Annotated in this window: 19 protein-coding genes and 1 riboswitch; of the genes, 10 read left to right on the top strand and 9 right to left on the bottom strand. The window is 72.4% G+C overall.

All coding sequences use genetic code 11. From position 1 onward, the window contains the following. Positions 1-113 precede the first annotated feature (113 nt). From cbiE to ACWGDE_RS08035, 3 genes are read left to right on the top strand one after another with little or no spacing between them, the layout of a single operon-like run. Positions 114-1,412, top strand: a complete 1,299-nt coding sequence (gene cbiE / locus ACWGDE_RS08045) for a precorrin-6y C5,15-methyltransferase (decarboxylating) subunit CbiE (RefSeq protein ID WP_453388149.1) — start codon at positions 114-116, stop codon at positions 1,410-1,412. Then, positions 1,409-2,158 (top strand): precorrin-4 C(11)-methyltransferase, encoded by a 750-nt coding sequence (gene cobM, locus ACWGDE_RS08040; RefSeq protein WP_453388148.1) that lies wholly within the window; start codon positions 1,409-1,411, stop codon positions 2,156-2,158. Before cbiE ends, cobM begins: the two co-directional genes overlap by 4 nt. Next, on the top strand, positions 2,148-2,948 hold the full coding sequence (locus ACWGDE_RS08035; protein WP_453388147.1) for a cobalt-precorrin-6A reductase: 801 nt from the start codon (positions 2,148-2,150) through the stop codon (positions 2,946-2,948). Before cobM ends, ACWGDE_RS08035 begins: the two co-directional genes overlap by 11 nt. A gap of 283 nt (positions 2,949-3,231) precedes the next feature. Here ACWGDE_RS08035 and ACWGDE_RS08030 read toward each other — a convergent pair whose 3' ends face one another. From ACWGDE_RS08030 to ACWGDE_RS08020, 3 genes are read right to left on the bottom strand one after another with little or no spacing between them, the layout of a single operon-like run. Further along, positions 3,232-4,734 (bottom strand): precorrin-2 C(20)-methyltransferase, encoded by a 1,503-nt coding sequence (locus tag ACWGDE_RS08030; RefSeq protein ID WP_453388146.1) that lies wholly within the window; start codon positions 4,732-4,734, stop codon positions 3,232-3,234. Beyond that, positions 4,731-5,363 carry a precorrin-8X methylmutase gene (locus ACWGDE_RS08025; RefSeq protein ID WP_453388160.1) on the bottom strand — a complete coding sequence of 211 codons (633 nt, stop codon included), beginning with the start codon at positions 5,361-5,363 and terminating at the stop codon, positions 4,731-4,733. The genes ACWGDE_RS08030 and ACWGDE_RS08025 overlap by 4 nt, the downstream gene beginning before the upstream one ends. Before the next feature lie 11 nt (positions 5,364-5,374). Then, positions 5,375-6,673: a cobalamin biosynthesis protein CobG gene (locus ACWGDE_RS08020; protein ID WP_453388145.1), complete on the bottom strand. Its 1,299-nt coding sequence runs from the start codon at positions 6,671-6,673 to the stop codon at positions 5,375-5,377. A 127-nt stretch (positions 6,674-6,800) separates the two neighbouring features. Then, positions 6,801-6,925: riboswitch (cobalamin riboswitch) on the top strand. A 40-nt stretch (positions 6,926-6,965) separates the two neighbouring features. Between ACWGDE_RS08020 and cobN the strand changes: the two genes are divergently transcribed. Both cobN and ACWGDE_RS08010 read left to right on the top strand, forming a co-directional pair. Beyond that, positions 6,966-10,583, top strand: coding sequence for a cobaltochelatase subunit CobN (cobN, locus tag ACWGDE_RS08015; RefSeq protein WP_453388144.1), 3,618 nt, complete (start codon positions 6,966-6,968; stop codon positions 10,581-10,583). A gap of 30 nt (positions 10,584-10,613) precedes the next feature. Further along, the gene (locus tag ACWGDE_RS08010; RefSeq protein WP_453388143.1) at positions 10,614-11,087 is read left to right on the top strand and encodes a hemerythrin domain-containing protein; all 474 of its coding nucleotides are present in this window, start codon (positions 10,614-10,616) and stop codon (positions 11,085-11,087) included. A 41-nt stretch (positions 11,088-11,128) separates the two neighbouring features. On the opposite strand, the gene ACWGDE_RS08005 is transcribed toward ACWGDE_RS08010, so the two are convergent. Next, a complete protein-coding gene (locus ACWGDE_RS08005) occupies positions 11,129-11,350 on the bottom strand; it encodes a hypothetical protein (RefSeq protein WP_453388142.1) in 222 nt (73 codons plus the stop codon). Between the two features lie 163 nt (positions 11,351-11,513). Between ACWGDE_RS08005 and ACWGDE_RS08000 the strand changes: the two genes are divergently transcribed. From ACWGDE_RS08000 to ACWGDE_RS07980, 5 genes are all read left to right on the top strand, one after another. Next, positions 11,514-12,398 (top strand): hypothetical protein, encoded by an 885-nt coding sequence (locus ACWGDE_RS08000; protein WP_453388141.1) that lies wholly within the window; start codon positions 11,514-11,516, stop codon positions 12,396-12,398. Between the two features lie 35 nt (positions 12,399-12,433). Continuing rightward, the gene (locus tag ACWGDE_RS07995; RefSeq protein WP_453388140.1) at positions 12,434-13,348 is read left to right on the top strand and encodes an ROK family protein; all 915 of its coding nucleotides are present in this window, start codon (positions 12,434-12,436) and stop codon (positions 13,346-13,348) included. Between the two features lie 62 nt (positions 13,349-13,410). Further along, positions 13,411-14,148, top strand: coding sequence for a type I 3-dehydroquinate dehydratase (aroD, locus tag ACWGDE_RS07990; RefSeq protein WP_453388139.1), 738 nt, complete (start codon positions 13,411-13,413; stop codon positions 14,146-14,148). Positions 14,149-14,157: 9 nt separating this feature from the next. Continuing rightward, entirely contained in the window at positions 14,158-15,006 is an 849-nt protein-coding gene (locus ACWGDE_RS07985) for a sugar phosphate isomerase/epimerase family protein (RefSeq protein WP_453388138.1), read from the top strand. 209 nt (positions 15,007-15,215) lie between these two features. After that, complete coding sequence (locus tag ACWGDE_RS07980) at positions 15,216-17,435, top strand: terpene synthase family protein (RefSeq protein WP_453388137.1); 2,220 nt, start codon at positions 15,216-15,218, stop codon at positions 17,433-17,435. A 17-nt stretch (positions 17,436-17,452) separates the two neighbouring features. Here ACWGDE_RS07980 and ACWGDE_RS07975 read toward each other — a convergent pair whose 3' ends face one another. The 5 genes from ACWGDE_RS07975 to ACWGDE_RS07955 all read right to left on the bottom strand — a co-directional run bounded on the left by ACWGDE_RS07975 (position 17,453) and on the right by ACWGDE_RS07955 (position 24,298). Next, complete coding sequence (locus ACWGDE_RS07975; RefSeq protein ID WP_453388136.1) at positions 17,453-18,586, bottom strand: FAD-dependent oxidoreductase; 1,134 nt, start codon at positions 18,584-18,586, stop codon at positions 17,453-17,455. A gap of 179 nt (positions 18,587-18,765) precedes the next feature. Further along, entirely contained in the window at positions 18,766-20,001 is a 1,236-nt protein-coding gene (locus ACWGDE_RS07970) for a GNAT family N-acetyltransferase (protein ID WP_453388135.1), read from the bottom strand. A 138-nt stretch (positions 20,002-20,139) separates the two neighbouring features. After that, entirely contained in the window at positions 20,140-21,414 is a 1,275-nt protein-coding gene (locus ACWGDE_RS07965) for a YncE family protein (RefSeq protein WP_453388134.1), read from the bottom strand. Between the two features lie 182 nt (positions 21,415-21,596). Further along, a complete protein-coding gene (locus tag ACWGDE_RS07960) occupies positions 21,597-22,763 on the bottom strand; it encodes an XdhC family protein (protein WP_453388133.1) in 1,167 nt (388 codons plus the stop codon). A 74-nt stretch (positions 22,764-22,837) separates the two neighbouring features. After that, a complete protein-coding gene (locus tag ACWGDE_RS07955; RefSeq protein ID WP_453388132.1) occupies positions 22,838-24,298 on the bottom strand; it encodes an NCS2 family permease in 1,461 nt (486 codons plus the stop codon). Between the last annotated feature and the right edge of the window lie 440 nt (positions 24,299-24,738).

Here is a 24,738-nt window from a genome sequence, read left to right as displayed (position 1 = left end):
GCCCCCGGCCCGGCACCGAGCCCCGCAGCGCGGACCGGCCCCCGGACCCGTTCCCCCCTGGTCGGACCAGTAGGCTGCGGGTCCATCCCCTCCCCGCACCCCGAGGTTCCGCAGTGAGCTCCGCACCGCCCTCCCCACCCGTGTCGGTCGTCGGCCTCGGCGCCGACGGCTGGGCCGGGCTGACCGCCCCCGCGCGGGCCGCGCTCACCGGGGCCGAGGTACTGATCGGCGGGCCCCGGCAGCTGGACCTGCTGCCCCGCGAGGAGTGCGGCGGCACCCGCGTGGCGTGGCCGAGCCCGCTGCGCCCGGCCGTGCCCAAGCTGATGGCCGAGCACGCGGGCCGCCGGATCGCGGTGCTGGCCAGCGGCGACCCGATGTTCTACGGGATCGGCCGCGCGCTGTCCGAGGAGCTCGGCCCGGCCGCCCTGCACGTCCTGCCGCACCCCTCCTCCGTGTCGTACGCCTGCGCGCGCCTGGGCTGGCCGGTGGAGGACACCGAGGTGGTCACCGTCGTCGGCCGCCCGGTGGCCCGGCTCGCGGCCGCGCTGTACGAGGGCCGTCGGGTGCTGGTCCTGAGCGCCGGAGCGGTGACCGCGAACGAGATCGCCGCTCTGCTTCGAGAGCGGGGCTTCGGTCCGAGCCGGATGCGCGTCCTGGAACAGCTCGGCTCCGAGCGCGAGGACGCGTACGAGGGCCTCGCCCGGAGCTGGGACCACGCCCCCGGCGACCCCCTCAACGTCGTCGCCGTCGACTGCCGCCGCGACCCCGCCGCCGACGCGCCCCGGCTCGGTGCGACCCCCGGCCTGCCCGACACCGCCTACGAGCACGACGGCCAGCTCACCAAGCGCCACGTCCGCGCCGCCACCCTGTGCGCGCTGGCCCCCGCCCCCGGCGAACTGCTGTGGGACATCGGCGGCGGCTCCGGCTCCATCGGCATCGAGTGGATGCGCACGCACCCCTCCTGCCGCGCGGTGACCGTGGAGCGGGTGGCCGAACGGGCCGCGCGGATCACCCGTAACGCGGCGGCACTCGGCGTGCCGGGCCTGCGCGTGGTCACCGGCTCCGCGCCCGCGGCCCTCGCCGGACTGCCCGCCCCCGACGCGGTGTTCATCGGCGGCGGCCTGACCGCGCCGGGCCTGCTGGACGCGGCCTGGGAGGCGCTGGCCCCCGGCGGCCGGCTCGTGGTCAACACGGTCACCCTGGAGTCGGAGGCCGTCCTCACCGAGCGCTACCGCCGCCACGGCGGCGAACTGGTGAAGCTGGCCGTCGCGCACGCCGTGCCGGTCGGCGGTTTCACGGGCTGGCGCCAGGCGATGCCCGTGACCCAGTGGTCGGTCACCAAGCCCCATCCCCACGTTCCCGAAACGCTCGAAAAGCCCGAAGAACCCGAAACGGTGGATCAAACGACATGACCGTGTACTTCATCGGTGCGGGCCCCGGCGCCGCCGACCTGATCACGGTGCGCGGAGCCCGGAGGCTTGCCGCCGCCCCCGTCTGCCTGTACGCGGGCAGCCTGGTCCCGCGCGAACTGCTCGCCGAATGCCCGCCGGACGCCCGTCTGATCGACACGGCGCAGCTGAACCTGGACGAGATCGTCGCCGAGTGCGTGCGCGCGCACGAGGCCGGCCAGGACGTGGCGCGGCTGCACTCCGGCGACCCGTCCGTCTTCAGCGCCGTCGCGGAGCAGATGCGGCGGCTCGACGCGGTCGGCATCCCGTACGAGGTCGTACCCGGCGTCCCCGCCTTCGCCGCGGCGGCGGCCGCGCTGAAGCGGGAGCTGACCGTCCCCACCGTCGGCCAGACCGTGATCCTGACCCGGATCGCCCAGCAGGCCACGCCCATGCCGCCGGGCGAGGACCTCGCCACGCTGGGCCGCAGCGGGGCGCTCCTCGTACTCCACCTGGCGACCCGCTACGTCGACCGGGTCGTGGACGAACTGCTGCCGCACTACGGGGCCGAGTGCCCGGCGGCGGTGGTCGCGATGGCCAGCCGCCCCGACGAGCTGATCCTGCGCGGGACGCTGGCCGACATCGCGGGGCAGGTGAAGGAGGCCGGACTGGTGCGCACCGCCGTCATCCTGGTGGGCCGCACGCTGGGCGCCGAGCAGTTCCGCGACAGCCATCTGTACTCCGCCGAGCGCGACCGGCATGCCTGCTGATCCGGGTACCGGCCGGGGGCGCGTCCCCGGCCGCCCGCACGTCCTGATCCTCGGCGGCACCACCGAGGCCCGCCGCCTCGCGGAGGCGCTGACGGCTTCGGAGGCGCCGGCCGGGGAGGACGGAGCCCCGTACCGGGTGACCACCTCGCTGGCCGGCCGGGTCGCCTCCCCGGTGCTGCCGCCCGGCGAGACCCGGATCGGCGGCTTCGGCGGTCCCGCCGGGCTGGCTGCCTGGATCGCGGAGCACCGGGTCACGCACCTGGTCGACGCCACGCACCCCTTCGCGGAGCGGATGAGCTTCAACGCGGCCGAGGCCGCGGCCCTTTCGGGCGTACCGCTCCTCGCGCTGCGCCGCCCCGGCTGGGCCCCCGGCCCCGGGGACGACTGGCACTTCGCGGACTCCCTCGACGAGGCGGCCGCGCTGCTGCCGGGCCTCGGCTCCCGGGCCTTCCTGACCACGGGCCGGATGGGCCTGCACAGCTTCGCGCACCTCACCGAGCCCTGGTTCCTGGTGCGTTCGGTGGATCCCCCGGACGCTCCGGCCCCGCCGCGCCTCGAAGTACTGCTGGCCCGGGGCCCGTTCACGTTGGACGACGAGCGAGAGCTCCTCGCCCGCCACCGCATCGACCTCCTGGTCACGAAGGACAGCGGCGGCCCCGCGACGGCCCCGAAACTCACCGCGGCCCGCGAGGCGGGCATCCCCGTCCTCGTGGTCCGCCGGCCCCCGGTCCCCGAGGGCGTCCGGCAGACCCCGTCGGTCGGGGCGGTCCGGGACTGGCTGTCCGACTGAGCCCGGCCCCGCCTGCGGGCCATCCGCTGCGCGGGGCCTGATCCCCTCCCCACCCTTCCCCCGTTCCCCGGGCTCCGCCCCGGCCCCCTTTCGCCGGTGCGGCGCCGCTGCACGGGGGCCGGCCCCCGGCAACGGGTCCGGGCGGAGCCCGGGGAACGGGCGAAGGGCGGGTAGGGGACCACGCCCCGCAGGGCACACCACCCGCACCCGCCCACCGGACCCGGCACGGGAGCCCGGAGCCGCACACCGCCCCGGCCCCCCGCACTCCGTCAACCGACCAGGATCACCCGTACCGCCGCGGCGTCCACGTCACCCTCGACCCGTCCGCCCGCTGCGTGACCTGCGTCTGCGACGACCCGATCAGCAGGATCGTCCGCATGTCCACCTCGGACGGCTCCAGTTCGGCCAGCGTCACGATGCGGACCGACTGCTCCGGGCCGCCCACGTCGCGGGCGACGACCACCGGGGTCTCGGGCGCCCGCAGCTCCAGCAGCAGCTCCCGCGCCTGCGCGACCTGCCACGTCCGGCTGCGCGAGCCCGGGTTGTACAGGGCCAGAACCAAGTCCGCCGCCGCGGCCGCGCGCAGTCGCTCCGCGATGACCTCCCACGGCTTGAGCCGGTCGGAGAGCGAGATGGTGGCGTAGTCGTGGCCGAGCGGCGCGCCGGCCGCGGCGGCCGCGGCGTTGGCGGCCGTCACCCCGGGCAGCACCCGTACGGGCACGTCCTTGTACTCGTCCTGCCCCGCGACCTCCAGGACCGCGGTGGCCATGGCGAAGACCCCGGGGTCACCCCCGGAGACCACGGCCACCCGCTTGCCGCGCCGCGCGAGGTCGAGCGCGAACTCGGCCCGCTCGGACTCGACCTTGTTGTCGGAGCCGTGCCGGACCTGGCCCGGCTTGACCGGCACCCGGTCCAGGTAGGTCGTGTACCCGACGAGCACCTCGGCGTCGGCCAGCACCCGGCGGGTCTCGGCGGTCAGCCACAGCGGCCCGGCCGGGCCGGTGCCGACGACCGCGACCTCACCCGGTCCGGAGGGCACGCTGCCGGGGTTGCCGATCCTGCTGGGCACGACGGCGACTGCGAAGTAGGGGACGCTCTCGGGGTCGGTGTCCGCGAGGACGCCGGTCCGCTCGCCCGCCATCGTGGCGCGCTCCACGTACCGCGCCTCGGCGAGCCGGCCGCTGTTCTCCATCGCGCGCCGCACGGTGGGGAAGGTGCGGCCGAGCTTCATGACGACCGCGGAGTCGGTGGCGGCGAGCCGGGCCGTGAGCTCCTCCTCGGAGAGGGTGCCGGGCAGGATCGTCAGCACCTCCTCGCCCTCGACGAGCGGGGTGCCGAGCCGCGCGGCGGCGGCGCTCACCGAGGTCACCCCGGGGATCACCTCGGCCTCGTAGCGGTCGGCGAGCCGCTTGTGCATGTGCATGTACGAGCCGTAGAAGAGCGGGTCGCCCTCCGCGAGCACGGCCACGGTCCGGCCGGCGTCCAGGTGGACGGCGAGCCGTGCGGCGGAGGCCTCGTAGAACTCCTCCATCGCGCCCTGGTAGCCGCCGGGGTGGTCGGTGGTCTCGGTGGTGACCGGGTAGACCAGCGGCTCCTCGATGTGGTCGGCGCGCAGGTGCTTCGCGGCGATCGAGCGGGCGATCGAGCGGCCGTGGCGGGCGGAGTGGTAGGCGACGACGTCCGCCTCCCCGATGACCTCGACGGCGCGCAGCGTCATCAGCGAGGGGTCGCCGGGGCCGAGCCCGACTCCGTACAGACGCCCCGGAACGGTGCCTGCCCCGCTCATTCGGCCACGCTCGCGATGGCGTTGACGGCGGCCGCGGCCATGGCGCTGCCGCCGCGCCGGCCCCGGACGATCAAGTGGTCGAGCCCGGAGGGGTGTTCGGCGAGGGCGTCCTTGGACTCCGCGGCGCCGATGAAGCCGACGGGGACGCCGATGACGGCGGCGGGGCGCGGGGCGCCCTCCTCGATCATCTCCAGCAGCCGGAAGAGCGCGGTCGGCGCGTTCCCGACGGCGATCACCGAGCCCTCCAACAGGCCCCGGTCCCGCCAGACTTCGAGGGCGGCGGCGCTGCGCGTCGTGCCCATCTTCGCGGCGAGCTCCGGAACGGCCGGGTCGGAGAGGGTGCAGATCACCTGGTTGTCGGCGGGCAGCCGCTTGCGGGTGACCCCGCTGGCGACCATCTGCACGTCGCACAGGATCGGCGCGCCGGCCTCCAGGGCGGCGCGCGCCCGCAGGACGACCTCGGGCGAGTAGCCCAGGTCCCGGGTCAGGTCGGTCATCCCGCAGGCGTGAATCATGCGCACCGCGACCTGGGCGACCGAGGCGGGCAGCCCGGAGAGGTCCGCCTCGGCGCGGATCGTGGCAAAGGACTGGCGGTAGATCTCGGCGCCGTCCTTCTCGTACTCGAACACGGTGTACTCGCTCATTTCTTCACTGCGTCTTCGGACACTGGGGGTCGGCTGCGCGCTTCGGCGACAGCCCCTGCAAGTTCGTTCCGTGGCACCGGGTGCCCGTCGAGCCGGTACCCGTCGGGGGTGGCGACGAGGTCGACCCAGGCGGTGCCCCGCGGATGCCCGCACCGCCGTTCGCAGCCGGACCAGTGCACGGGCAGCTCCCCGCGCGCCTCCTCCACGAGGGCCCGCGCGTCGGCGCGTACGTCCGCGAGGGACTTGGCGCAGCCGGGACGCCCGGTGCAGGCGGTCACCGACTCCCAGGGGCCGTCGGGCCCGACCACCAGGCCGGCGCTCAGGAGTTGGGCGTAGCCGTTGACCGGCCGCCGGGTGCTCGCCGAGGAGAGAATGATGCTCCGCCACGGGGTGACCCGCAGCGCGCCGCCTCCCCGGTCGGCGACGCGCACCAGCAGCCGCCACTGTTCGGAGGTCAGCCGGCCGAGCGGGGGCAGCACGCACAGGGGCGTCTTGTTGCCCGTGCCGGGTCCCCACGGCCGCGGCGGCGGCGCGTACGGCCACTCCACCTCGGGCATGTGCGTGGCGTCGATGCCCGCGGCAGCCAGTCGTACGGTGAACTCCGCCGCTTCCAGGGTGTGTTCGGCGGGCAGCTCGGACACCCGCCAGGCGCGGGTGCCGGCCGTGTCGGCGGTGTCGAGGAAGTACTCGGCGGCCAGCAGTGCCGCCGCGGGCACGTCCGGCTCGGCCACTTCCACGGCGTCGGCGGCGGCGCCGAGCCGGATCAGCGCGCGGCCGCCGGTCCGGCCGAGCGCGGTCACGTCGGGGCCCAGCGCGGCGACGTCGCCGCGCCCGTCGTCGAGGGCGAAGAGGAACCGCCCGGACAGCGCGGCGGCGCGCGCGCTCGCGCAGAGCATCCGGTCGAGTTCGAGGACCCAGGGCACCACGTGGGGCCGTCCCGCGCTCAGGATTCCGGACATCGGGGTCGCCACGATGTTCCGTACCCGCTCGTGGCCGGGCGCGGGGAGCAGCCCGGCGGCGTCCAGCAGTTCGGCCAGCCCGGCCTGGCAGCCGTCGGCGAGCCCGCGCAGCTGGACGTTGCCGCGCGAGGTGAGTTCCAGGTGCCCGTCCCCGAACCGGTCGGCGGCGAGGCCGAGCACGGAGGCCTGCTGAATGCCGAGCAGTCCGCCCGGAATCCGGACCCGCGCCAGGTACCCGTCGTCGGCGGCGTGCAGGCGCAGCGCGCCTGGGCAGGCGTCGCCGCGTTCCCGTATGACGGGTTCGTCCCGCGCTACGGCGGAAGGGGGCGTGGGCATGGCGGCGAGCATACCCACGATTCTCCGCCCACCCCCTGTGTCGATCACCACCCCGAACCGGCCACACCCGGCCCCGCGACCCCGGCTCCCGGCCACGGCTCCCGGCACCTAGGATGGCCTCGGCGGCCAACAGGCCCGCCATCGCCGAGGACGGCGACATGGGAGGAAGCCCGGTGCGAATCCGGCGCGGTCCCGCCACTGTGAATCCGCGGCCCCGGCCCCGGATGAGTCAGGAACTCCCGCTGTCCTCACTGCCCGGGGCGCGGAAACCCCGAGGAAGGCCTGCCGCCGCATGATCCTGCTGCTGTCGACGTCCGACACCGATCTGCTCAGCGCTCGCGCCGCGAACACGGCGGACGGCCCCGTCCCGTACCGGTTCGCGAACCCCTCCCGCCTCCCCCTGGACGACCTCCCCGGTCTCCTCGAAGGCGCCGACCTGGTCGTCGTACGCCTCCTCGGGGGCTTGCGCGCCTGGCAGGACGGCCTCGACCTGCTCCTGGCCCCTGGCCAGACCCGTCCGGTCGTCGTCCTGACCGGCGAACAGGCCCCCGACGCGCAGCTGATGGAAGCCTCGACCGTGCCGATCGGCATCGCCGCCGAGGCCCACGGCTACCTCGCCCACGGCGGCCCGGCCAACCTGGACCAGCTGGCGCGCTTCCTCTCCGACACGGTGCTGCTGACCGGCCACGGTTTCGAGCCCCCGGCGGCCTCCCCCACCTGGGGCCCCCTGGAGCGCACGCCCGGTAGTACGACGGGTCCCCGGATCGCCGTGCTCTACTACCGCGCGCACCAGATGAGCGGCAACACCGCCTTCGTGCATTCCCTGTGCGAGGCGATCGAGGCCCACGGCGCGCAGGCGCTCCCCCTGTACGTCTCCTCCCTGCGCACCCCCGAGCCGGAGCTGATCGCCGAGCTGGAGTCCGCGGACGCGGTCGTCACCACCGTCCTGGCCGCCGGCGGCACCAAGCCCGCCACCGCCTCCGCCGGCGGTGACGACGAGTCCTGGGACGCGGGCGCGCTCGCGGGCCTCGGCGTGCCGATCCTGCAGGCCCTGTGCCTGACGGGTTCGCGCAGCGCCTGGGAGGAGAACGACGAGGGCCTGTCCCCGCTCGACGCCGCCACCCAGGTCGCCGTCCCGGAGTTCGACGGCCGGCTGATCACCGTCCCGTTCTCCTTCAAGGAGCTGGACGAGGACGGGCTGCCCGCCTACGTCGCCGACCCCGAGCGGGCCGCCCGCGTGGCCGGCATCGCCGTGCGCCACGCCCGGCTGCGCCACATCGAGCGCCGCGACAAGAAGATCGCGCTGGTCCTCTCCGCGTACCCGACCAAGCACTCCCGCATCGGCAACGCGGTCGGTCTCGACACCCCGGCCAGTGCCGTGGAGCTGCTGCGCACGCTGATCGCGGGCGGCTACGACTTCGGCCCCGTCGAGGACGTCCCGGGCCTGGTGTCCGGCGACGGCGACGAGCTGATCCGCGCCCTGATCGAGGCCGGCGGCCACGACCAGGACTGGCTCACCGAGGAGCAGCTGGCCCGCAACCCGGTCCGCATCCCGGCGGCCGACTACAAGCGCTGGTTCGCCGAGCTCCCGGCCGAGCTGCGCGAAAGCGTGGAGCAGCACTGGGGCGAGGCCCCGGGCAACATGTTCGTGGACCGCTCGGCCAACCCGGAGGGCGACATCGTCCTCGCGGCCCTGCGCCGCGGCAATCTGCTCATCCTCATCCAGCCGCCGCGCGGCTTCGGCGAGAACCCGATCGCGATCTACCACGACCCGGACCTGCCGCCCTCGCACCACTACCTGGCCGCGTACCGCTGGATCCAGGCCCGCGCGGAGGACGGCGGTTTCGGCGCCGACGCGATGATCCACCTGGGCAAGCACGGCAACCTGGAGTGGCTGCCGGGCAAGAACGCCGGCCTGTCGGCGGCCTGTGCCCCCGACGCCGCGCTCGGCGACCTCCCCCTGATCTACCCGTTCCTGGTGAACGACCCGGGCGAGGGCACGCAGGCCAAGCGCCGCGTGCACGCCACCCTGGTCGACCACCTGGTGCCGCCGATGGCGCGCGCGGAGTCGTACGGCGACATCGCGCGCCTGGAGCAGCACCTGGACGAGTACGCCCAGATCTCGGCGATGGACCCGGCGAAGCTGCCGGCGATCCGCGCGCAGATCTGGACGCTGATCCAGGCGGCGAAGCTCGACCACGACCTGGGTCTGGAGCAGCGCCCCGACGACGACGGCTTCGACGACTTCCTGCTGCACGTCGACGGCTGGCTCTGCGAGATCAAGGACGCCCAGATCCGCGACGGTCTGCACGTCCTGGGCGGCGCCCCGACCGGCGACTCGCGCGTCAACCTGGTCCTGGCGATCCTGCGCGCCCGCCAGATCTGGGGCGGTACGACCGCGCTCCCGGGTCTGCGCGAGGCGCTCGGGCTGGACGAGTCCGCGGCCACCCGTACCACCGCCGACGAGGCGGAGGAGACGGCCCGCGCGCTGGTCCAGGCGATGGAGGACGCGAACTGGGCCCCGGAGGCGGTGGCTTCGGTCGCCGCCGGCTTCTCGGCGGACGTGTCGGCCGTACTGGACTTCGCGGCCCGCGAGGTCGTCCCGCGCCTGGCCGCCACCACCGACGAGATCGCCCACGTCGTCAGCGCGCTCGACGGCAACTTCGTCCCGGCGGGCCCGTCCGGCTCCCCGCTGCGCGGTCTGGTCAACGTGCTGCCGACCGGCCGCAACTTCTACTCCGTCGACCCGAAGGCCGTCCCCTCCCGCCTCGCGTGGGAGACCGGCCAGGCGCTGGCCGACTCGCTGCTGACCCGCTACCGCACGGACAACGGCGAATGGCCCGCCTCCGTGGGCCTGTCCCTGTGGGGCACGAGCGCGATGCGCACCTCCGGCGACGACGTGGCCGAGGCCATGGCGCTGCTGGGCATCCGTCCGGTCTGGGACGAGGCCTCGCGCCGCGTCACCGGCCTGGAGCCGATCCCGCTCGCCGAGCTGGGCCGCCCGCGCATCGACGTGACCCTGCGCATCTCGGGCTTCTTCCGCGACGCGTTCCCGCACGTCATCGGCCTGCTGGACGACGCGGTCCGGCTGGCGGCCTCGCTGGAGGAGCCCGCGGAGGACAACTTCGTACGGGCCCACGCGCAGGCGGACCTGGCCGTGCACGGTGACGAGCGGCGGGCCACGACCCGTATCTTCGGCTCGCGCCCGGGCACGTACGGCGCGGGCATCCTGCAACTGATCGACTCCCGCGACTGGCGCACCGACGCCGACCTCGCGGAGGTCTACACGGTGTGGGGCGGGTACGCGTACGGCCGCGGTCTCGAAGGGCGCCCGGCGCGCGACGAGATGGAGACCGCCTACAAGCGGATCACGGTCGCGGCGAAGAACACGGACACCCGCGAGCACGACATCGCCGACTCGGACGACTACTTCCAGTACCACGGCGGCATGGTGGCCACCGTCCGCGCGCTGCGCGGTACGGCCCCCGAGGCGTACATCGGCGACTCGACCCGCCCGGAGACGGTCAAGACGCGCACGCTGGTGGAGGAGACCTCCCGCGTCTTCCGCGCCCGCGTGGTCAACCCCAAGTGGATCGAGGCGATGCGCCGCCACGGTTACAAGGGTGCGTTCGAGCTGGCCGCCACGGTCGACTACCTCTTCGGCTACGACGCCACGACGGGCGTGGTCGCGGACTGGATGTACGACAAGCTGACCGAGACGTACGTCCTGGACCCGGAGAACCGCGCCTTCCTGGAGGAGGCCAACCCCTGGGCCCTGCACGGGATCGCGGAGCGGCTGCTGGAGGCCGAGTCCCGCGGCATGTGGGAGAAGCCGGACCCGCAGGTGCTGGAGTCGCTGCGCCAGGTGTACCTGGACACGGAGGGCAACCTCGAAGCCGAAAGCGACTGATACGACCGGGTCCGGTTCAGACTGGGCCGTATGTGCCATTACTGCGGATGCCGTGAGATCCCTCTGATCAAGGAGTTCATCGCCGAGCACGAGGCGGTGACGGACGCGGCGGGCGACGCCCTGCGCGCCCTGGACTCCGGGGACCTCCCGGGGGCACGCGCCCTCGTGTCGGACATGACGGCCGTCCTCCTCGCCCACTGGAAGGGTGAGGAGGACGGCCTGTTCGAGGTCATGGGACAGGACCCGGAGTACGCGGGGTACATCGCGGCCCTGGTCGGGGAGCACCGCGAGCTGGCGGCCTTCCTCTCCCGCGCGGACCTGGCGGACGCGGCCGACGTCGCGGCCCTGCGGAGCGCCGTGGAGGAGCTCCACCACCACATCGCCAAGGAGGAGGACGGCCTCTTCCCCGCGTCGCTCACCGCCCTGACGGGCGACGACTGGGACGTGTCCATGGCCGCCTGGCGCGCGGCGCACCCCGGCGGGGACCTGAGGCCCGCCGGGTAACCGGGGCCCCGGCCGGGCGGCCGGGGGCGCCGGTCGGCGGACTACGCCTTGGTGGTCTGGCCCAGCGCGACGAGGCCCTGCGCCCAGCGGGCGTACTTCAGCTGGCCGAAGTCGGCGACGGTCTTCACGCCGAAGGCCTGCTGCAGCAGCTCGCCGTCCTTGTCGGTGACGCCCTTGAGCGCGGCCACCGGCGCCGCGAGCACCTCCGCGAGCGGCTTGTCGGCCCACGCCTTGTCCAGCACCTTGTCGAGGTCGATCGCCATGAGTGTCCCTCCCGGAACGCCGAAATGTGTACTGATAGCGCAAACCTAGAACAATCGGACAAGCATCCCGCGCTACGACACCCTCCCGCGTCGGCCTGACGGGTGGTTAGTCTTGCGCCCAAGGGGACACGGACACACGGGGACTTCCGGACGGGGCGGGGCCATGCGGGGGCAGCAGGACCAGGGGAACGAATCGGCGATCGAGTGGCTCAAGCTGGTGCTCGCGGTCGTCACGCTGGCCGCGCTCAGCGTCATCTACTTCCTGCTCCCGCCCCCGGAACGGTCCGGCGCGGGCATCGAGTTCGTCCGGGCCTGCCTGCCCAACGTCATCACGGCGCTCGTCGTCTTCCCGGCGCTGTACCTCGTACTCGGCCCCATCGGCCAGCGCAACGAGGACCGGCTGGCCCGCGTGGTGCAGAACAGCATCGGCGCGACCGAGGCCGGCATCAAGTTCCCCGACGACGTCAGCGGCACGGTCGACTTCATCCGCGAGATCGTCGCGAAGGAACCCTCGCAGCGCGGCCCCATCGACATCGAGATCCTCGCCTTCACCGGCGGCACCTTCACCACCGCGCTCCTCAGGGACCTCGTCCGGCAGAATCCGGACAGGCTGAACATCGTGATGCGGACGATCGACTTCTCGCTGACCGACGGCAGCCAGTTCCCCGCGCACTGGGAGCGGGAGGAGGCCGAGACGGTGGACCGGCTGAAGTCCCTCTGCGAGGGGAAGGCCGGTCTGGAGATCTGGCACTACCCCTCCTTCCCCTTCCTGCTGGGCCTGACCATCGGCCGTTCCCACCTCCTGATCACCTTCCCGTCCTGGGACCTGCGGACCGGGCGGCTGGCCGACAAGTCCCTGGAGTACCGGTACTACGGGCGCAATTCCCGCACCGAGCACCTCTTCGAGCTCTTCGAGAACTGGAGCAGGCAGCCCGGCCAGGTCGCCGTCCACCCCGAGCCCGCGCCCGCTCCGGCGCCCGCCGAGGACCCCGACCCCGCCCCGGCGCCCGAGCCCGCCCCGGCACCCGTTCCGGCGCCCAGGACGTGACGGAGTCACGCGCGGACGGGACCGGCCCCGTCGTCGTGGCCGTCGACGCCGGCAAGACCAAATTCCTCGTGGGCGTCTTCACCCGGTCGAATCCGGCGGTGGAAGTCGAACGCCACCGCATTTCCGTCACCACGGCCTCCGAAACCCTGGAGCTGCTGGAGTTCCGCCTCGCCGATCTCTTCGGGCGTCATGCCGTGGATTCCATCGGCCTCTCGGTCTTCGGCCCCCTGGAGACCGGCCCGCTCCGGCCGGACTTCGGTGCGATCGTCGGGAGTTCCGAACCTCAGTGGTCGGGGATGAACATTCCGGAACTGCTCTCCCGCCGGTTCCGGGTGCCCGTCCATTTCGATTTCGACGTCAATTCCGCCGTATCCGCGGAGGAACGCCGGCGGCCGGACGCCGCGGCGGGATTCGTGTACCTCTCGATCGGAACCGGAATCGGCGGGGCCTTTTCCCGTCCGCCGGGAACGGCCGTCCCCCTGCCCGCTCCCCGGCCCGAACCGCCGCAGCTCGGGCACATGCCGCTGCCGCGGGAAACCGACGACCCTTATCCAGGGAGTTGCCGATTTCACGGGAGTTGTTTCCAGGGGCTCGCCTCCGGGCGGGCGATTTTCGGCCGTTGGCAGGTACCCGCATGCGAACTTCCCGCCGCTCACGAGGCCTGGGACCTACAGGCGAGATACATTGCACGGGCCTGCGCCACCCTTGTATACTCCTCCCCGTTCACCACGGTTCGCGTCGGATCGGGTATCTCGCAAGTACCCGGACTGATCGCCCGTTCGAATGACTACCTTCGCAGATTCATGAACGGTTTCCCGGAAACCCTGTGCAGGGAGAAATTCGGGACCGATGTCATCCAGCACGCGGTGACCGCTCCCGACTCGTCACTCATCGGCGCGGCGATCCAGGCCGTCGAGGGAAGCGGATGGGAATTCGCACCCCGCCGGTGAGGGTGCGCGGCAGCAGAGCAGTACGGGACATGTCCAGGAATCGCAAAGGCTGTGACTAGTAAATGAACTCCATTCGGGCACTCCTCGACGGCGGCATTCCGCTGGTGGCCGTCAGCTTCGACGACGGCGAGGCCGGACCGCGCGCGGACGAGGCGAAGGCCGCCGGCGTCGACGTGGCCGAGCTGCGCGTCGACCGGTTCTCCCGCACCGGGGCCGAGCACGTCCTGGCCCAGGTCGACGCGTTCAAGGCCCTGCCGGTCCTGGCCACCGTCCGCTCCGCCCTCGAAGGCGGCGAATGGACCGGAACGGAAGAGGAGCGCCTCGAAGTCTTCCGCGCCCTCGCCCCCCGGGTGGACGCCGTGGACATCGAGCTCTCCTCCCGGGAAATCCTGCCGGAAGTGGTCGCGGCCGCCCGCCTGCACGACACCGTGGTGATCGTCTCGTACCACAATTTCGAATTCACCCCGAGCACCGAGGAACTCCAGGCCGTCATCGACGACGCGAAGAGCGCGGGCGCCGACGTGGTCAAGGTGTCCGCCATGGTGACGTCCGAAAGCGACGTACGGCGCCTCGCCTCCCTGCTGCTGCGCGCGGGCGAGGACGGAACCCGGCTGATCGTGATCGCCATGGGCGAGATCGGCGCCGTCTCCCGCGTCTTCTTCCCCGCCCTCGGGTCCCGGATCACCTACTCGTTCTTCGGCACCAGTTCCGCACCCGGTCAGCTCGACTTCCCCGAGACCTTCGGCCTGCTGCGCAAGTTCTACCCGGATTTCAACCAGCGGAAAATCGTTGAAATGTAGGTACTGACCATGGGAACCGTCGTCACCCGCCCTCTCACGATCAGTTCGCTGACCCTGGGGACGGCTCCTTTCCGGGAACGGGTCCGGGCGGCGGCAGCCGCGGGTTTCCAGGCCGTGGGCCTCAGCGTCGAGGCCTACGGGGAAGCCCGCCGGTCCGGACTCGACGACGAGGCCATGCGGGCGATCCTCGCCGACCACGGACTCGCCCTCGGCGAGGTGGAGTTCCTCAGCGACTGGGTCCCCCGGACCGGCGGCAGCGGCGGCGGCGCGGAAGCGATACCCACCGCGAAGGAACGCACGGCGTTCCACATGGCCCGCGCCTTCGGCGCCGACCACATCAACGCCGGCCTCTTCGACCCGGCGCCGCTCGACGTCATGGCCGAACGGTTCACGGCCCTGTGCGAGCGGGCCGGGGAACTGCGGATCGCCCTGGAGTACATGCCGTTCGGCGCGGTGCCCGACCTGCCCACCGCCTGGGAACTGGTGCGCCGCACCGGACGCCCCAACGCCGGACTGGTCCTCGACGTCTGGCACTGGGTGCGCGGAGCGACCTCGCCCGAGGAGCTCTCCGCCGTCCCCGCCGAGCGGATCTTCACCGTCCAGCTGTGCGACGTGGGGCCCGATCCGCTGCCGGACATGCGGCAGGAATCCCTCCACCTGCGCCTGGTCCCGGGCAGCCGGACCGATTCCGCAGAGCGGCTGCTGGGCCTGCTGGAGGCGCACGGGGTCCGGACCCGGGTCTCCGCCGAGGTGATGTCCGACGCCCTCCTCGCCCGGGGCACCGAGGCCACCGCCAGGGCCGTGTACGCGGCCACCCGCTCGGTCCTGGCCGGACACCCGGCCGTGTGCGCGGACTGACCTCCCCCTGCCCGGTTCCTTACCTGCCGGCCGCAGCCCCCGTACGGGAACCCCGCGCGTGTCACCTGATGAAGTGAACTCCCCCTTATCCCACCGGCACCACGGGTAGGGCCCTGCTGATCTCGAGCGGAAGGCCGTCTCCACGGCCTTCCGCTTCTGTCATCGACACAGCCTTCATCGAGACAGCCGGACGAAAGGCCCACCCCGCCGTGACGCAGCCGTTCCAACTGCCGGATTTCTATGTTCCGTATCCGGCGCGACTGAACCCCCACCTGGAGGACGCGCGGACCCACACCAAGAAGTGGGCCCGCGGCTTCGGGATGCTGGAGGGTTCCGGCGTCTGGGAGGAGAGCGACCTCGACTCGCACGACTACGCCCTGCTGTGCTCCTACACCCACCCCGACTGCGACGCCGAGGCCCTGTCGCTGGTCACCGACTGGTACGTGTGGGTGTTCTTCTTCGACGACCACTTCCTGGAGATGTACAAGCGCTCCCAGGACCGCGACGGCGCCAAGCGGTACCTCGACCGGCTCGCCGCCTTCATGCCCATGGACCTGTCCGCCGGTTTCCCCGAGGCCACCAACCCCGTCGAGGCCGGTCTCGCCGACCTGTGGGCCCGTACCGTCCCCGCCATGTCCGAGGACTGGAGGGAACGGTTCTCCGAGTCGACCAGGAACCTGCTCGACGAGTCGATGTGGGAGCTCGCCAACATCAACATCGGGCGGGTCGCCAACCCCCTCGAATACATCGAGATGCGCCGCAAGGTCGGCGGCGCCCCCTGGTCGGCCGGGCTCATCGAGTACGTGTCGGCCGAGGTCCCCGCGCGCGTCGCGCGCTCGCGGGCCCTCGGTGTGCTGCGCGACTCCTTCTCCGACGCCGTGCACATCAGGAACGACATCTTCTCCTACCAGCGCGAGGTGGCCGACGAGGGCGAACTCTCCAACGCGATCCTGGTGTTGGAGACCTTCCTCGGCTGCACCACCCAGGAGGCGGCCGAGGCCTCCAACGACCTCCTCACCTCCCGGCTGCAGCAGTTCGAGCAGACCGCGCTGGCCGAACTCCCCCAGCTCTTCGCGGACCACGCCCTGGACCCGGCGGAGATCGCCGCCGTCCTCGCCTACACCAAGGGCCTCCAGGACTGGCAGTCCGGCGGCCACGAATGGCACATGGTCTCCAGCCGCTACATGAACGCGGAGGCCCGGGCCACCGCGCCGCTCACCCTCCCCTTCCTCCCCTCCGGGCTGGGCACCACCGCCCTCGACGTCCGCTCGATCCTCGCCCCGCGCGCCCTGGAACTGCGCCGCCGCTCCTTCACCCACGTCCCCTTCGAGCACACCGGGCCGTCCGTCGTCCCGGAGCTCTACATGCCCTTCCCGCTCACCCTGAGCCCGCACCACGGCCGCGCGCGCGAGGAATCCGTCGCGTGGGCCCGGGAGATGGGTCTCCTCGACCCCCAGCCGGGCGATCCCGGATCGGCCATCTGGACCGAGGAGCGGCTGCGCGGCTACGACTTCGCGCTCTGCTCCGCCGGCATCGACCCCGACGCCACCCCCGAGGCCCTGACCCTCAACGCCTGCTGGCTGACCTGGGGGACGTACGGGGACGACTACTACCCGGTGGTCTTCGCGCAGACCCGGAACCTGCCGGCCGCCAAGGCCGCCCACGCCCGGCTGCTCGCCATGATCCCGCTGGACCACGCCGAACAGGCGGCGCCCGCCACCGCGATGGAACGCGCCCTCGGCGACCTGTGGGTGCGCACCAGCCGGGACATGGACCCCCGGGTGCGCACGGAGTTCCGGGCCACCCTCGTGGACATGCTGGAGAGCTGGCTGTGGGAGGTGGAGAACCAGATCCTGAACCGCATCCCGGACCCGGTGGACTACGCCGAGATGCGCCGCCGCACCTTCGGCACCTACCTGACCATGTACCTGTGCCGGCTCGGCCAGGCGGGCCGGGGCATCCCCGAGGAGATCTACGCCTCCGGCACCATCCGCTCCCTGGAGAACGCGGCCGCCGACGCCGCCTGCCTGATCAACGACGTCTTCTCGTACCAGAAGGAGGTGGAGGTCGAGGGCGAGGTGCACAACTACGTGCTCGTCACCCGGAACTTCTTCGACATCGACTACCCGCAGGCCCTGCACATCTGCCACTCGCTGATGACCCAGCGCACCGAGGAGTTCGAGCACATCGTCGCCACCCAGCTGCCGCTGCTCTACGACGACTGGAAGCTGGAGGCCGACGCGCGGGCCGGACTCGACGCCTACGTCGTCGAGTTGCAGGACTGGCTCGCCGGAATCCTCAACTGGCACCAGAAGGCGAAGCGTTACCGCGAGGAGGATCTGCACCGCCTGGGTGACGGGATCTCCACCGCCGTCCTGAGCTCCTCCTTCGGCATGTCGGCGGCCCGGATCTCACTGCCGGCCCGCTGAGGGCCTTGCCCGGGAGCTCATCGGCCGCCCATCTCGGCGATCATGTCCAGCAGGACCTGGGGCGTGTTGTCGTCGGTGTCGATCCCGAGGATCTCGGCGCCGTCGAAGGCGGCGATCTCCGCGCTGCGGGGGAACATGGCCCGCTCGTACGCGGTGAGCGCGGCCTCGACGGCGTCCGGGTGGGAGGCGATGGCCCGGCCGAGTTCGGCGCCGTCGAGCATGGCGAGGTTGGCGCCCTCCCCGTTCGGGACCCCGAGGTGGGCGGCGTCGCCGAGCAGGGTCACCCCGGGCACCCGGTCCCACCGGAGCCCGGCCGGCAGGGTGTAGGAGGGGCGCAGGACGGGCCCGGTGTCGGCGTCGGTGATCAGCGCGGTGAGTTCGGGCGCCCAGCCGTCGAACTCCCGGGCGATCGCCGCGGTGGCCGCGGCGGCATCGGTGAAGTCGATGGCGGCGAACCAGTCCAGCGGCCTGGCCAGCGCCACGTAGGCGTGCAGGGTGTCGCCGCGTTCCCGGTGGGCGAAGATCTCCTTCCCCGGCGAGGGCGCCATCAGCATCCCGCCGCCGACCGCTTGCGCGGCGGCGGGGTGGCGGGTGTCGGCGTCGAACAGGTAGGTCTCGACGAACGACATGCCGGCGTACTCGGGGGTGACGTCGCAGAGCAGCGGCCGGACCCGTGACCAGGCGCCGTCCGCGCCGACCAGCAGGCCGGTGACGACGGTGGAGCCGTCCTCGAACGTCACCTCGTGGCGGCCCTCGCCGAGGGTGCGGGTGCCGGCGACCTTGTGCCCCCACCGGACGGTGCCGGCCGGGAGCGAGTCGAGCAGGATCTGCCGCAGCTCGCCGCGCTGCACCTCGGGGCGTCCGCCCGTGCCGTCGTCGGCCTTGTCGAGCAGGACGGTCCCGTCCTTGTCGAGGACCCGCATCGCCTGGCGGCCCTCCAGGACGATGGCGTGGAACTCGTCCATCAGGCCGGCCGCCTCGAGGGCGAGCTGCCCGTTGTAGTCGTGGATGTCGAGCAGCCCGCCCTGGGCGCGCGCCGACGGGGAGGGCTCGGCCTCGTGGACGGTGGCCGGGATGCCGTGGACGTGCAGGACGCGGGCCAGCGTGAGTCCGCCGAGTCCTGCGCCGATGATCGTGACGGGCGTGTGCATGGTGGCTCCTTCGGGACCGGGCCGCCGGTGGGGTCCGGCCGGCCGTCTCCCGAAAGGTCCCAGGCCCCGCCGACGGGGTGCCTACGGGCCGCCGACGTGCCACCGACAGCGGACCGGCGGCCCCGACGGGCGACCGACACCGCGGGACGCCGGCCCGTCACGGCATCACGGCGTCGGGCTCAGAACTCGTCCGCCGTGTGCGGCAGGAGTCCGGTGCGCAGGCCCGCGTCCAGGGCGGCGGCCGCGCCGGGGGTGTGCTCCGTCACCAGGGCTGCCGCCACCAGTTCCACGGCCCGGGTCCCGCCGAGGTAGCAGGCCGCGAGCTCCCGTACGTCCAGGGTCAGGTCCGGCGCCCGGCCGTCGGCGGGCTCGTACGCGGCCCCGTGCGGGCCCGCCTTCAGCAGGAACCGCCCCGCGTTCGCGGGCAGTCGTACGTCGGTCAGCTCCAGGACGAGTTCCACGGGCGCGGCCCACGACCGCGCGGTCAGGGCCGCCGCCACGTCGACCAGGCGCAGCCAGAGCGCGGGGAAGACGGCGGTGACCCTGACCTGGTCCCGGTCGGCGGCGAAGTGCAGCAGCGGGTCGTCGAGGGGGCGGCCCCAGGCGCTGACCTTGCCGGTGAGGTCGAGGGAGGCCACGCACTCCCACAGTGCGGCGGCGACGGCCGGGGTGTCCGCCTCCAGTTCGTAGACCTGGACCAGGCCCGGGGTGCGCGCGGAGCCGCTCTCGTCCTCGGCCTTCGTGCGGTAGAGGACGTACCCGGCGATCGGTTCGCCCGGCTCGCCGAGGGCGATGATCCGGGGCGGGCCGAGCTCGTCGTCCTCCTCGTCCTGTTCGGGCAGCCACTCCTCGGTCCAGCGCCAGGCGCTGCGGGTCGGCCGGCCGGCCCGGGCCGCGCGGGCGGCCTCGTGGTACGGGCCGACGACGGCGACCGCGTCCGCGGGGTCCACCAGGCGCAGCGGGCGCCGGTCCGGGTCGATGCGCAGGGCCAGCGGCCGGGTGGAGTCGATGTCGATGGTGGCGCCCTGGGTGGTGGCGCCGTAGCCGAAGCGCCCGTAGATGGCGGCCTCGGAGGCCCACAGGGCGGCGATCGGGCTGCCGGCCGCCCCGGCGCGCCGCAGCATCTCGCCCATCAGGGCCGTCAGTACGCCCCGGCGGCGGTGGGTGGGGGCGACGGAGACGAAGGTGAGCCCGGGGCAGGGCAGGTCCGCCCCGGGCACGGAGAGCCGGAAGTCGTGCGCGGCCATGAAGCCGACGATCGCGTCGCCGTCGTAGGCGCCGATGCGCAGGCAGTGGCGGAGCATGTCGTGGTGCCGTTCGCGCCCCTCCTTCTCGGGGCGATCGTGGAAGACCAGGTACGCGAGCTCCAGAGCGCGGTCGATGTCGGCCTCGGGTACGTCGCGGATGTCCACCATGATCACGAGACTAATCGGTCATCGCGGACCGGTCACCTCATAAAGGCCGGATTCGCCGCCCGGGCCCGGGCCGGGGCCCGGGCGCGCGCGTACGGGGCCGCGCGGACGGATCGGCGCGCACGGGCCGGCGCGGACGGATCAGCGCGCCGCCGGACCGGTCCACCCGTCCGGGACGTGCCCGATGCGCACCCGCTGCGGGTGGTCGCCGACGGGTACGGAGACCCGCTTGGTGCCGGTGGCGAAGTCGATGGCCGTGACCCGGTCGGCGCCGCTCTCGGAGATCACGCAGCCGGCGCCGTCCCCGTCGACGGTCGCCCAGTAGGGCTTGTCGGCGGTCACGAGCGGCCCCTGCTCCAGGGTGGCCCGGTCCACGACGGTCGCGTAGTCGTCCATGGTCCCGGCGACGCAGAGCTTGGTCCCGTCCGGGCTCATCGACATGCCGTGGTGGCGGGAGTCGTTGACCCAGGTGGTGCGGTCGGTGCTGGTGGCGGGGTTCTGCGGGAGGGTCTTGATCCGGGTGATCCGGTCGGCGGCCACGTCGTACTCGACGACTCCGTTGAAGAACGAGACCTGGAAGTAGAGCTTGGACTCGTCCGGGGTGAAGGACATGGGCCGTACCGCGTCGGACAGGTCGGAGCGGCCGAAGGTGTCGAGGCGGGCCCGCATGTCGATCGTGCGGACCGGGCGGAAGGTCTGCGCGTCCACGACGGTGATCTTCCGGTCGCCCTTCGTCCAGTCCAGCCACGGCGCGTCGAGGGCGGAGGTCACGTCACCGATGGAGCTGTTCCACAGGAAGCGGCCGCCCTGGGTGAAGGTGTTCTCGTGCGGTTTGTCGCCGGTGGTGAAGGAGCCGGCCTGGCGGCCGGTGGCGATGTCGAGGACGTGCACGGTGTTGGCGGTGGAGGCCGAGACGGCCACGCGGGTGCCGTCCGGGGAGAGCGCCATGTGGTCGGCCCGGTAACCGGCGACCGGGAAGCGCCAGTTGATCCGCCCGGTGCGCAGGTCGATGGAGACCACGTCGGCGAAGCTGGGGCGGGAGGCGACGACGGCCGAGCCGTCCGGAGTGGTGTACATGTCGTCCACGAACTGGTCGTGGCCCTCGCCCGCCGTGGCCCGGATGCCCAGGAAGTAGCCGAGCTTGACGGGGTTGAGGTAGATCTCCCGGAGCCGCTCCTGCTTGTCCGGGACGATGTCGATCCGCCCGATGCGGGCCAGGTCTCCGGTGGAGGCGAGGACGTCGGCGGTGCCCTCCCAGTTGTTGCCCACGAACAGCACCTCGCGGGGGGCCGCCCCACCTGCCGTCTCGGCGCCCGCCGCGGGAAGGGGGCCCGCCAGGAAGGCGGCCGAAGCCAGACAGGCCACGGACGCCAGGGTCGCCGCGGTGCGGCGGGAACGCGAGGGGACGGCAGACATCCGGTCAACTCCGTTGCGGGCAGACACTGTTACCGGCCGGTAAAATAGAGGGCACACCGAAAAGAAGCAAGGGCGCAACCCCCGGGACCATCCGGGGACTGCGCCCTTGCACACCGTGTTGCAGCTCGATCGCGTTGCGGCCCGACCGTGTCGGCTCGACCGCGTTACAGCTCGCTACCTCTTCAAGCGACGGACCCGATCCGGCTGATCTCCGCCTTCTTCGAAGCGTCCGGGTGGATCGGGATGTGCGCGCCGGTCAGGGCCGCACCGGTGCCGCCGCGCCGGTTGGCCACGATCTCGGCGGCGATGGACAGCGCGGTCTCCTCCGGGGAGCGGGCGCCGAGGTCCAGTCCGATCGGGGAGCGCAGCCGGGCCAGTTCGAGCTCGCTCACGCCGACCTCGCGCAGCCGCTTGTTGCGGTCCTCGTGGGTGCGGCGGGAGCCCATGGCGCCGACGTAGGCGACGGGAAGTTTGAGGGCCAGTTCGAGGAGCGGGACGTCGAACTTGGCATCGTGCGTGAGCACGCACAGGACGGTCCGGCCGTCGAGGACGCCCGCGGAGGACTGCTCCTCCAGGTAGCGGTGCGGCCAGTCGACGACGATCTCGTCCGCTTCGGGGAAACGCTTCTTCGTGGCGAACACGGGCCGTGCGTCGCACAGGGTCACCCGGTAGCCGAGGAACTTGCCGATCCGCACCAGGGCGGACGCGAAGTCGATGGCACCGAAGACGATCATCCGCGGCGGCGGGACGCTGGACTCGACCAGCACCTTGAGCGGCTCTCCGCAGAGCCGGCCGTCGGCGCCGATCTCCAGCAGGCCGGTCCTGCCGGCGTCGAGCATGGCGCGGGCCTCGTCGGCGATCGCGCGGTCCAGCTCGGGGTGTCCGCCGAAACCGCCCTCGTGGTCGCCTTCGCCGCGGATCAGTACGGCGCGGCCCATCAGCTCGGCCGGGCCCTCGGCGATCCTCGCCACCGCGGCGGCCTCCCCGCGGGCGGCGGCCGCGATCGAGGCCGCGAACACCTCCCGCGCGGGAGAGTCCGCGGCGACCGGAGTCACCAGGATGTCGATGATCCCGCCGCAGGTCAGACCCACCGCGAAGGCGTCGTCATCGCTGTACCCGAAGCGCTCCAGGACGGTCTCGCCGTCCTCGAGCGCCTGCTGGCACAGCTCGTACACCGCACCCTCCACGCATCCACCGGAAACCGAACCGATGGCCGTGCCCTCGCTGTCAACGGCGAGCGCCGCCCCGGGCTGCCTGGGTGCGCTCCCGCCGACCGCCACGACGGTGGCGACCGCGAAGTCGCGTCCCTGCTCGACCCACCGGTTGAGTTCTTCGGCGATGTCCAGCATGGGGGCCTCCTCGGAGGGGTTCGGTTTCCAGTATCGGATGCGTGGAGAGTCAGGTGGTGATCACATGCTCCGTCTTACTTGACGCCGAGCCACGCCTCGATGGGGTGGAGGGCGAAGAAGACCAGGAAGACACCGGTCAGCACCCACATGAAGGCGCCGATCTCGCGGGCCTTGCCCTGCGCGACCTTGATGGCCACGAAGGAGAGCACACCGGCGGCGACACCGGGAGTGATCGAGTACGTGAAGGGCATGATCGCCACGGTCAGGAAGACCGGGATGGCGGTCGCGGAGTCGGCCCAGTCCACGTGGCGGGCGTTCTGCATCATCATCGCGCCGATGACGACCAGGGCGGCCGAGGCGACCTCGCCCGGGACGATCTGGGTGATCGGGGTGAAGAAGAGGCACGCGGCGAAGAAGAGGCCGGTCACGGCGGAGGCGAGGCCCGTGCGGGCGCCCTCGCCGACACCGGTGGCGGACTCGACGAAGACCGTCTGGCCGGAGCCGCCGGTCAGGCCACCGATGGCGCCACCGGCACCGTCGATGAACAGCGCCTTCGACAGGCCCGGCATGCGGCCCTTGTCGTCGGCCAGCTTGGCCTCGGTACCGACACCGATGATGGTGGCCATCGCGTCGAAGAAGCCGGCGAGCACGAGGGTGAAGACGATCATGCCGACCGTCATGACACCGACGTCGCCCCAGCCGCCGAAGGAGACCTCACCGAAGAGCGAGAAGTCGGGCATCGAGACCGCGGAGCCCTCGAGCACCGGGGCGCCGTTCTTCCAGGCCTTCGGGTCGATGTCCATGACGGCGTTCAGGATCGCCGCGAGGACGGTGCCGCCGACGATGCCGATCAGGATGGCGCCGGGAACCTTGCGGGCCTGCAGCATGAAGATGGCGAGCAGGGTGACGCAGAAGATCAGGACGGGCCAGCCGGCGAGCTCGCCGACCGATCCGAGCTGGACCGGGGGACCGAACTCGGAGCCCTTGCCCACGAAGCCGGCCTTCACGAGGCCGATCAGGGCGACGAACATGCCGATGCCCATGGTGATCGCGTGCTTGAGCGCGAGCGGGATCGCGTTCATGATCATCTCGCGGAGGCCGGTGACGACCAGGAGACAGATCACGACGCCGTACATCACGCACATGCCCATGGCCTGCGGCCAGGTCATCTGCGGCGCCACCTGCGAGGACAGCACGCCGGAGACGGAGAGGCCGGCGGCCAGCGCCAGCGGGACCTTGCCGACGAAGCCCATGAGCAGCGTGGTCAGGGCGGCGGCGAAGGCGGTGGCCGTGATCAGAGCCTTCTGGCTCATGGTGTCTCCGGCGACGTCCTTGCCGGAGAGGATCAGCGGGTTCAGCAGAAGGATGTACGCCATGGCCATGAACGTCGTGACACCGCCACGAATCTCATTGCCGACGTTGGATCCACGCTGGGTGATGTGAAAGTACCGATCGAGCCAAGACAGCCCGGCGGGGGCGGAGCCGTTGCCGGCTTCCTCCGCACTGGTCTTGGGCTCCACAGAGGACTGGGTCATGGTGCCTAACTCCCAAGGTTCAAAGGGGCACCCGCATGAAGATTGGAGACACGGGATTTGGGAAATGCCGTTGGCTGCACGACCCGGGGTGACGGCCCGAGGCGACGCAAAATGTTCACTGCGTGTACTGCGGGTACTGCATGGGTTCTGCGGTACTGCTGGTACTGCTGTGGTGGCACCGGGGGTGGTTGGTACGACCTGGGGGTACTTCTGGGGGGTACTGCCGGTGAACTGACCGCGAGCGGTGCGGTACTGATGACTCCGGACTTCGCGCTCCGGGCGGTGCGACTGAAAAGTGTGACGTTCCCGCGTCACACCGCCCGGAAATCTGTGGGGGTCCGGGGGGGAGGCGGCCCCCCGGCCCCCCCGTCCATGGTGGGTGCGGGGTGGGGGTGCGGTCGGGTCGGGGGGGGGGTGTTGTCCAGGGCCGGCGCCGCCCG

This window comes from Streptomyces sp. NPDC054956 (assembly GCF_053609185.1).
The sequence above is the reverse complement of the archived record's forward strand: the minus strand, read 5'-3'. Positions and strand labels throughout refer to the sequence as shown.